The sequence below is a fragment of the Streptomyces sp. NPDC005151 genome, from assembly GCF_053599875.1.
The window spans coordinates 22,031-31,008 of record NZ_JBSFYR010000092.1; the positions used below are offsets into that span (position 1 = coordinate 22,031).

Genomic DNA, 8,978 nt, shown 5'->3' on the forward strand with positions numbered 1-8,978 from the left:
AGTCGTCGTACCGGGGGGCATTCATCAGCGAAGATAGAGAGTGACCCATGCCATATGGCAAGGGGCAGTGAACTACCCAACAGGGGCGGTGACTTACATGGTCCTGGCAGCTGACACTGATAAGGGCGGTATCAGCACCATCATCAACGGCATCGCTCCCAAGTGGGGGCCGTTCGGAGCCCTGGGCGACGAAGCCAAGGTGATGATCGAGGTCGTCATGGCCGTTGCCATCCTGCTCTGCTTCGGCATCGCCATCTGGGGAGCAGCCAAGCAGCGTATCGGCGCGACGGCGTTGCGCGACACGTTCAGCGCAGAACAGGGCAAGGGTCTGATCGTTGCCGGTCTGACCGGTGTGTTCATCATTGGATCGCTGGGAACCCTGTTCACCATCGTCTACGGGATGGCCATCTAACCCTCCGCCAGCCTGCCCGGGGAAGGCTGCCGCCGCCCCCGTTCCGCTTCCACCCCATCCGTCCGTCGTGCCCACCGGCAGAGGTTGCGTCTCCCTGATGTCGAGTCACCACACCGCGCCCGCGCGGGAACCAGCACGGCTACCGTCGTACTACGCGGAATCGCACACGGTTGAGGGGGCCTACGCGGCATGAGTCTCGGCGACGACCACGGCTACGGCAGCGACTCGGGCTCAGGCCGTACGGACGATGGATACAGCACGATCGGCGGTACGCGCCAGACCCGTACACGACTCCCCGACGGCGAGGGCGGCGACGGCTACGGCGCATCCCGTCGGCCGGCCCGCAGTTCACGGTCCCTGATCACGGTGATCGGCGTGGCCGTCCTGCTCATCGCGGCTATCGCGTTCGCGAACTTGGGCGGTGGCGGCGACGATGGCGCCTCTTCCGGCGGGAACGGCGGCGACAAGGCGGGCTCGGCGCCCACCGCGGCGACGGGCACGAAGCCGGTGACGGGGAAGAACGGCTCGATCGCGTCGGGGTTCGCACACGATGCTCAGGGTGCGCAGAGCGCGGCAACTAATTACGCCGTAGCACTCGGTTCTGCCGACATGTTCAACGCCGACGCACGCCGGGGAATCCTGCAAGCCACCCACGACCCGGCTGTGGTCGACCAACTCCAGGCCGACATGGACAAGGCGTACTCGGCAAGCCTCTTCACTAATGTCGGGCTGAACGAAGACGGCAGCACGCCCAGTGGACTGACGTTCGTCTCCCGGACCGTGCCTGTGGGCACCAAGGTGACCAAGCAGGCCGGAGACACAGCCACCGTCGAGGTCTGGTGCACAGGCCTTGTCGGGATGGCCGGCCAGGGCTCCACCAAGCCTGTCACCGAGACCTGGTTCACCATCACCGAGAACCTGAAATGGGTCGGGAACGACTGGAAGATCGAGTCGTCGAACCAGACAGAAGGCCCGACGCCGGTCAGCGGCGACAACCGGGCATCGACTGCAGACGACATCGCCGGCGCGGTTGAGCAGTACGGAGGCTTCACCTATGCCCGTTAGCCGTCGCTCCCACGCGATCTCTGTCGCGTCCGTTCTGGGAAGCCTCCCAGCCACGATTGTCCTCTTGGCGTCCCGTGCCACCGCAGCACCGAGCCCGTCTCCGAGCCCGTCTCCGAGTAAGAGCAACAACGCCTGCGACCTCATCGTCGGACTCGCCAAGGACTACTGCGAAAACGGCGACGCAGGTGCCCCCAAAACCACCTCCCCCGACTCCGCCACCAACGCCCTCGACCCCCTCTCCTCCCTCGCCCGCGGCTGCGCCGACGCCGCAGCCTGGATCGTCGGCAAGCTGAGCGAGGCAGTCAAAGGCACCGCGAACGTCGACTTCACCAACCCCAAGTTCCTCCAGCAGTACGCGGTCATCTTCGCCGCCTCCACCGTGCTCACTCTCGTCCTCTGGCTGCTCGCCGTCGCCAAGCGCGCCATCCGTGGCGTTCCGGTGGCCACTGCGATCTCCGAAGCCGTCGGGTTCCTCTGGCTGACCGTCCTCGCGTCCGCGTTCACGCCGCTCATCCTCTACACGGTCGTGTCGGCGACCGACGGGGTCACGGACGTCATCGCGTCGACCTCCGGCGGGCAGACCGATGTCTTCTTCGGTTCGTTCGCCGAGGCGCTGAGCAAGGGCTCCGACATCGGCGGCGGGCCGATCATGCTGATCGTCGTCTCGCTCGTGTCGATCCTTGCCGCGGGCGTGCTCTGGCTGGAGCTCGTGATCCGGGCCGCCCTGCTCTACGTCGGCGCGCTTCTCGGCGTCGTCGTCTACTCGGGGCTCGTCGACAAGAACATGTGGGGCCATGTCCGCCGCTGGGCGGGCATCATGATCGCGGTGATCATGGTGAAGCCGGTCATCGTCATCGTGCTCGGGCTGGCCGGCGCGCTCTCCTCCGACGGGGGACCGAACGCGTTCTCCGCCGTCGTCTCCGGGCTCGCCATCATCCTCCTGGCGATCTTCGCCTCGGCGATGATCTACCGCTTCGTCCCCGGCTTCGGCGACGAGATCCAGGGTGCCCGTACCAACCGCAAGCAGGCCACCGACGGCGCCCAGGCCGCAGCCCTGATCAGCTCCCCTGCCGCCCTCGTCTCCCAGGGCATCAAGACCCACAGCAGCCGAAGCGGCGGCGACAACGGCGGACAGGGCGGCGGCAACGGCGGCAGGCCCGCCAACCCGGTCAGCGGCGGTGTGGCCGCGCACAGCTCCCGCAACACCGGCGGGAGCGGGGTCGGCGGCGGATCTGTCCCCTCCGCCGCACCTCCGCCCCGCAGCGGATCGGGACCCACTTCCGGCACCCCGCACAGCAGCCGCACCAGCCGGGGTGGCGGTACAGGCAGTTCAGGTAACAACAGCACAGGAGGTGGAGGGCGTTGACGACCCAGTCCCATCCGGTCGCGCCCCGCCGTACGTATCTCATCGGCCGGGCCCGGCCGAACGCGATCGTCGGCAAGAACCGCGAGACCGGCGAGATCGCACTGATCATCGTCGGCGCGTTCCTCGGCATGATGAGCGGGCTGATCGTCCCCGTCCTGTCCCTGCGGATCGTGCTGCTCACGGGCTTCCCGCTGCTGGCGCTGGCGATCGTGTACATCCCGTACAAGCACCGCACCTTCTACAAATGGTTCGAAATCAACCGCAGCTTCAAGCGGTCCGTGCGCCGCGGCGCCGCCTACCGCTCCACCGCCATGGAAGCGGGCGTACGGGGCGACGGCCGTGAGGTCGAGGTCGGACCGCCCCCGGGCATCGGCCGGATCAACTGGCTCGCCGCCCCCTTCGGCCCGGACGAGATCGCCGTACTGCTGCACGCCGACCGCCGCACCGTCACCGCGGCGATCGAGATCGAGGGTCCCGGTGTCGGACTCCGCGACAGCGAGGACCAGGAGGCGCTGGTCGACCGGTTCGGCACGCTGCTGAAGCATGTGGCCAACGGCGACGGCTTCGTGACCCGTATTCAGATGCTGGCCCGCACCCTGCCCGCCGACCCCGACGCGCACGCGAAGGACGTCGCCCAGCGCGGCGACAAGGCGGCCCCGGGCTGGCTGCAGGAGTCGTACGACCAGCTCCAGTCGATGGTCTCCACCTCCAGCGAACAGCACCGCGCCTACCTCGTCGCGTGCATGCACTTCAACCGCGAGCTGGCCGCCGAGGCAAACGCCATGGCCCGCGCCGCCCGCCCCCAGGCAGGCCGCAAGCTCGACCGGGACGCCGGGCTCGCCGTCGTCATGGCGCGCGAACTGACCGACATCTGCGCGCGCCTCGCCGAGGCCGACATCCGGGTGCGCCAGCCCCTCGGCCAGAGCCGGCTCGCCTCCCTCGTGCACTCGATGTACGACCCCGACCACCCCATCGACCACATCCAGGCGATGACGAAGCGCAACGCCTGGCCCGCCGAACTGGACGCGGTCGAGCCGACGTACCTGCAGGCCAAGACCCGCGAGTCGACGACACGTGCGCCCTGGTGCCACGCCACGGCGTGGGTGAAGGAATGGCCGATGACGCCCGTCGGCGTCAACTTCCTCGCCCCGCTCCTCGTCCACACCCCGGACGTCATCCGTACGGTCGCGGTCTGCATGGACCTCGAACCGACCGAGATCGCCATCGAGCGGATGCTCACGGAGAAGACGAACGACGAGGCCGAGGCGAGCCGCCAGGCCAAGATGAACCGGACCGTCGACCCGCGCGACATCGCCGCCCACGGCAGGCTCGACCAGCGGGGTGAAGATCTCGCGAGCGGCGCGGCCGGAGTGAACCTCGTGGGGTACATCACCGTGTCTTCGCGATCACCCGAGTCCCTCGCCCGTGACAAGCGGACGATCCGGGCCTCGGCCGGCAAATCGTATCTGAAGCTGGAGTGGTGCGACCGCGAGCACCACCGCGCCTTTGTGAACACCCTGCCGTTCGCCACCGGCATCCGTCGCTAACCGAGAGGGCAGTCACGCCATGCGAGATCCGCTGTCCGCGTTGTCGGATGCCTTCACCTCCTTCCTCTTCGGGAAGGTGGAGACGACCAGACTGCCCGTGCGTACCTCCACCGGCCAGGCCCAGGCGGTGTACCTGCCCACCGCCGCGCCCGGTCTCGGCGACTCCGGCGTGATCATCGGCCGCGAGGTGTACTCCGGCAAGGGGTACATCTACGACCCCTTCCAGCTGTACGGGCAGCAGCTCCCCGCCCCGCACTGGCTGGTGCTCGGCGAGTCGGGCAACGGCAAGTCCGCGCTGGAGAAGACGTACGTGCTCCGTCAGCTCCGCTTCCGCGACCGCCAGGTCGTCGTCCTCGACGCCCAGGGCGAGGACGGCGTCGGCGAGTGGAACCTCATCGCCCAGGAGCTCGGCCTCACCCCCATCCGCCTCGACCCGACCGCAGCCCTGAACGGCGGCATCCGGCTCAACCCGCTGGACCCGTCGATCACCACGACGGGCCAGCTCGCCCTGCTCCGTACGATCATCGAAGTCGCGATGGGCCACGGCCTCGACGAACGGTCGGGCTTCGCGCTGAAGGTCGCGCACGCCTTCGTCAACGAGACGATCAACGACCGGCAACCCGTACTGACCGACATCGTCGAGCAACTGCGCCACCCGGAACCCGAGTCCGCCGAGGCGATGAACGTCGACATAGACGACGTGCGCGCCTGGGGCCTCGACGTCGCCCTCGTCCTGGACCGGCTCGTCGACGGTGACCTGCGCGGCATGTTCGACGGCCCGACCTCCGCCGGCATCGACCTGGACGCGCCCCTGATCGTCTTCGACCTCTCGCACATCGACCGGAACTCGATCGCGATGCCGATCCTGATGGCGATCGTCGGCGTCTGGCTGGAACACACCTGGATCAGGCCCGACCGGAAGAAGCGCATCTTCCTGGTCGAAGAGGCCTGGCACATCATCAATTCACCGTTCGTCGCCCAGCTTTTTCAACGGCTGCTGAAGTTCGGCCGGCGGCTGGGCCTGTCGTTCGTCGCCGTCGTCCACCACCTCAGCGACGTGGTCGACGGGGCCGCGGCACGCGAGGCTGCGGCGATCCTCAAGATGGCGTCGACCCGGACGATCTACGCGCAGAAGGCCGACGAGGCCAGAGCGACCGGGCGCGTCCTCGGCCTGCCCCGCTGGGCGGTCGAGATCATCCCCACCCTCACCCCCGGCATCGCGGTATGGGACGTCAACGGAAACGTACAGGTCGTCAAACACCTGATCACCGAGGCGGAACGCCCCCTGGTCTTCACCGACCGTGCGATGACCGAGTCGTCCGCGGTCGATCCGCTGCCGGAGGACGTACGGGCCGCGGAACTGGAGACCGAACAGCGCGCGGCACGCATCGAGCACCAACAACGGCTGAACGAGTCGTCCGAGTCAACGGTGGCATGACATGGCAGGGCGTACAGAGCAGCAGACCGGTCCGAGCACCGGCGGCATCCCGGACGGTCTGCTGGTCGGCCTGCTGGGCTTCCTGCTCGGGCTGGCCCTCCTGGCCTGGACGGCCACCGGTCTGTCCGGGCTGTTCGCGCACGGCGCGTGGCCGAAGGGCGTCACCTTCACCGAGACGCCGCTCGCCATGCGCCGGCTGGCGGCGGCCCCGCACGACATCCCGGCGGCCTGGCCCGACACACCGGCGGACGAGCTCTCCGGGTACGGGCTGTTCTGGGGCCTGTTCATAGGCGAACTCATGGTGCTCATGGTGCTGACAGTGTTCGTGATGGGCGTGGTGGCACGCTGGCGCGCGGTACGAGCACGTCGACGGGAAGAGCGTCGCGAGGAGCGTTATGAGGAACGCTCCGAGGAGCGCTACGCGAGACACATGGCGCACCCGAGGCGCGAGGAGCCCGCCGGGGTGGAAGTCTCCGCCCCCGCTCCGCTTCCCGCCCCCGCCCCCGCTCCCATGCCCACGGCTCCCCCGGCACCGGCCGAATCCGTCGAGGACCTCGCGCCCCTTCTCCTCGCCCCGGCCGTCCCCTCCCCCCGCACACCTCTCGTCGTCTACGGCCCGGCCGCCACCCGCCGCCCCACGGTCGTCCAGGCCATCCGGGAGGCGGACGGACCCGCCCTCGTCATCACCTCGGACCCCACCGTCTGGGCGGAGACAAAGGACGCCCGCGCCAAACTCGGCCCGGTCCTCGTCTACGACCCCGGCCACCTCTGCGACACCCCGGCCCGCCTCCACTGGTCCCCCACCGCCGGATGCGAACAGCCCGATACGGCAGCCGCCCGCGCCGCCGCGCTCCTCGCCCCGGTCCGGCCGCAGGCCCGCATCGACGCGATGACGGCCGAGACCGCGGAGACCCTGCTCCAGTGCTGGCTGCACGCCGCCGCCATAGACGGCCGCCCGTTCCGCCAGGTCCACCGCTGGGCACTCGGCGGCAACGCCCATGAACCCGTACGCCTGCTCCGTACCCACCCCAAGGCGGCCTCCGGACTCGCCGGCCTGCTGGAGTCCGCGCTCACCGGTCACCCCGAACGCCGGGAGATGGCCCAGGAGCTGACGGTACGGGCGTTCGCCGCACTCTCCTCGGTCCACATCCGCGAGGCCTGCACACCGAACCGGGCCGATTCGCTGGTGCTGGAATCTTTTGCGGGCGAAGGGGGCACGCTCTATGTGGTCGGTGAACCCATCGAGGATCCTCGCTCCGCACCCGGTGCGATGCCGCTGCTCACCGCCCTCGCCTCACACGTGGTCGAGCACGGCCGCCGCATGGCCGCACGGTCAACCGACGGTCGGCTCGACCCACCAATGGCCTTGGTCCTCGACGACGTCGCGGCTGTGGCGCCGCTCCCCCAACTCCCTGAACTGCTGTCGACCGGCCAGGACCAGGGCCTGCCGACGCTCGTCCTGCTCCGCTCGAAGGAACAGGCCCGGGCCCGCTGGTCGTCCCCGCTCCAGTGCCGGGAGGGGCACTAGGAGCTACGTGACGGGTGTCGAGGCTGCCGGAAAAGCCCGGCCGTCCGGGGCGACAGCCGGCCGAGCCGGGTGCTGCACCATCAGAGGGTCGGACGATCTCGTACTCCAGGTCCAGCGCCGTCGGATCGTCCGGCTCGGCGAGGGTCTCCCCGGTCGGTACGAAACCGAACCGGCGGTAGAACGCACTGGCCCGCGGGTTGTTCTCGTGCACATAGAGACGCACCCGTTCGATCCGCGGCTCGCCCAGTGACCACGCCCAGTCGACCCCGGCCCGGAACAACTGGTCGGCCAGACCGCTGCCCCGCGCCTCGGGCCGCACATAGACCCCGACCACATGGGCCTGGTGAACCTTGGCGGGCGCACCGAACCGCAGGTCCCCGTCCGGTCGCTCGATGAGCACGCTGATCGTGCCGGCCCAACTCCCGTCGGGTGCCTCGGCGATGAACTGACGTGTCTCGCCGTCACTGGACTCCGCCCCGCGGGCCGCGCGCCCCTGCCAGAACTCGTCGGGCTGAGCCGCGCCCTGCTCGTACGTCTCCAGGAACGCCACCGGAGCCGCGGGATCCTGCAGGGCGGCGAGCCGGATGTCCTTGACCAGCGCCCATTCCTCGGCACGTACAGGGCGAATCACATAGTCCATACCCCGATCCTGTCCGGCACTCCGTCCTCAAGCAATCGAATTCGTATACCCGTACGGTGCGCCATCTCCTACTGTCTACTCCTGTGACAGACATGAAAGGCCTGCTCGAGGCCTACGACGAGCAGATGCGCGGCGTGCCGCCCCACCCCCCGGCAGGGGTCATCCACGAACAGGACGGACCCCTGATCCGGACCGTCGGCCAATTCCGCGGCTTCATCAGCGCCCCGCGGGACGTGGGCGTGCAGGGCGCCGAACTCGATGAGCTGATCGCCCGTCAGCGTGACTACTTCGCCGCGCGGGGAGAGTCGGTGGAGTGGAAGATTCGGGGCCACGATCGCCCCGCCGACCTCACCGAGCGCCTGCGCGCCGCCGGCTTCGCCCCGGAGGACGAGGAGACCATACTCATCGGCCACGCCAAGGACATGGCGTCACCGCCCGTACTCCCGGACGATGTCGTGCTCCGCCAGGTCACCGAAGCTGCGGACATGCATCGCATTGCGGCGATGGAATCGACGATCTGGGGCGAGGACTTGAGCATGATCGGCGACGACCTGGCGGGCCGGGCGGCGGCTGCCCCGGACGACATCGCCGTCCTGGTCGCCGAAGCTAACGGCGAGCTCGTCTCCGCAGCCTGGCTGGTCTTCAGGCCAGGCACCGAATTCGCCGGTCTGTGGGGCGGCTCCACACTCTCCGCCTGGCGAGGACGCGGCATCTATCGCGCGCTGGTTGCCGCCCGCGCCGAAATCGCGGCAGCCCGCGGAGCCAGTTATCTCCAAGTGGACGCATCCGATGACAGCGCACCGATCCTGCGCCGCCTCGGTTTTCACGCAGTGACCACGACGACCCCGTACGTATGGTCGCCGCCGGCCGGATTGAGCAATGCCCCGTGAACGCAGAAAAGCCCCGCACCAGAGGTGCGGGGCTTTCCCGGAATAATTGTTCGGCGGCGTCCTACTCTCCCACAGGGTCCCCCCTGCAGTAC

Annotated in this window: 7 protein-coding genes and 1 pseudogene; 7 read left to right on the forward strand and 1 reads right to left on the reverse strand. The window is 68.9% G+C overall.

Annotated elements, in window-relative coordinates:
- Positions 1–97: 97 nt before the first annotated feature.
- The 6 genes from ACWD6R_RS32975 to ACWD6R_RS33000 all read left to right on the forward strand — a co-directional run bounded on the left by ACWD6R_RS32975 (position 98) and on the right by ACWD6R_RS33000 (position 7,356).
- Entirely contained in the window at positions 98–412 is a 315-nt protein-coding gene (locus ACWD6R_RS32975) for a hypothetical protein (RefSeq protein ID WP_030924923.1), read from the forward strand.
- A 189-nt stretch (positions 413–601) separates the two neighbouring features.
- Positions 602–1,477 (forward strand): hypothetical protein, encoded by an 876-nt coding sequence (locus ACWD6R_RS32980; protein WP_451822069.1) that lies wholly within the window; start codon positions 602–604, stop codon positions 1,475–1,477.
- Complete coding sequence (locus ACWD6R_RS32985) at positions 1,467–2,843, forward strand: hypothetical protein (RefSeq protein ID WP_451822070.1); 1,377 nt, start codon at positions 1,467–1,469, stop codon at positions 2,841–2,843. The genes ACWD6R_RS32980 and ACWD6R_RS32985 overlap by 11 nt, the downstream gene beginning before the upstream one ends.
- Positions 2,840–4,390 carry an SCO6880 family protein gene (locus ACWD6R_RS32990; protein ID WP_451822071.1) on the forward strand — a complete coding sequence of 517 codons (1,551 nt, stop codon included), beginning with the start codon at positions 2,840–2,842 and terminating at the stop codon, positions 4,388–4,390. The genes ACWD6R_RS32985 and ACWD6R_RS32990 overlap by 4 nt, the downstream gene beginning before the upstream one ends.
- Before the next feature lie 19 nt (positions 4,391–4,409).
- On the forward strand, positions 4,410–5,828 hold the full coding sequence (locus ACWD6R_RS32995; RefSeq protein ID WP_451822072.1) for an ATP-binding protein: 1,419 nt from the start codon (positions 4,410–4,412) through the stop codon (positions 5,826–5,828).
- 1 nt (position 5,829) lies between these two features.
- Positions 5,830–7,356 carry a type IV secretory system conjugative DNA transfer family protein gene (locus tag ACWD6R_RS33000; protein ID WP_451822073.1) on the forward strand — a complete coding sequence of 509 codons (1,527 nt, stop codon included), beginning with the start codon at positions 5,830–5,832 and terminating at the stop codon, positions 7,354–7,356.
- 85 nt (positions 7,357–7,441) lie between these two features.
- On the opposite strand, the pseudogene ACWD6R_RS33005 reads toward ACWD6R_RS33000, so the two are convergent.
- Positions 7,442–7,996 (reverse strand): annotated as a pseudogene (locus ACWD6R_RS33005) (GNAT family N-acetyltransferase); the annotation flags it as partial.
- 92 nt (positions 7,997–8,088) lie between these two features.
- Between ACWD6R_RS33005 and ACWD6R_RS33010 the strand changes: the two are divergent.
- The gene (locus tag ACWD6R_RS33010) at positions 8,089–8,886 is read left to right on the forward strand and encodes a GNAT family N-acetyltransferase (protein ID WP_451822074.1); all 798 of its coding nucleotides are present in this window, start codon (positions 8,089–8,091) and stop codon (positions 8,884–8,886) included.
- The last annotated feature ends 92 nt before the right edge of the window (positions 8,887–8,978 follow it).

What these genes read in the sequence shown, in the direction of transcription:
- ACWD6R_RS32975 (WP_030924923.1), top strand. Translation starts at nt 98, where the DNA reads ATGGTCCTGGCAGCTGACACTGATAAGGGCGGTATCAGCACCATCATC.
- ACWD6R_RS32980 (WP_451822069.1), top strand. Translation starts at nt 602, where the DNA reads ATGAGTCTCGGCGACGACCACGGCTACGGCAGCGACTCGGGCTCAGGC.
- ACWD6R_RS32985 (WP_451822070.1), top strand. Translation starts at nt 1,467, where the DNA reads ATGCCCGTTAGCCGTCGCTCCCACGCGATCTCTGTCGCGTCCGTTCTG.
- ACWD6R_RS32995 (WP_451822072.1), top strand. Translation starts at nt 4,410, where the DNA reads ATGCGAGATCCGCTGTCCGCGTTGTCGGATGCCTTCACCTCCTTCCTC.
- ACWD6R_RS33000 (WP_451822073.1), top strand. Translation starts at nt 5,830, where the DNA reads ATGGCAGGGCGTACAGAGCAGCAGACCGGTCCGAGCACCGGCGGCATC.
- ACWD6R_RS33010 (WP_451822074.1), top strand. Translation starts at nt 8,089, where the DNA reads ATGAAAGGCCTGCTCGAGGCCTACGACGAGCAGATGCGCGGCGTGCCG.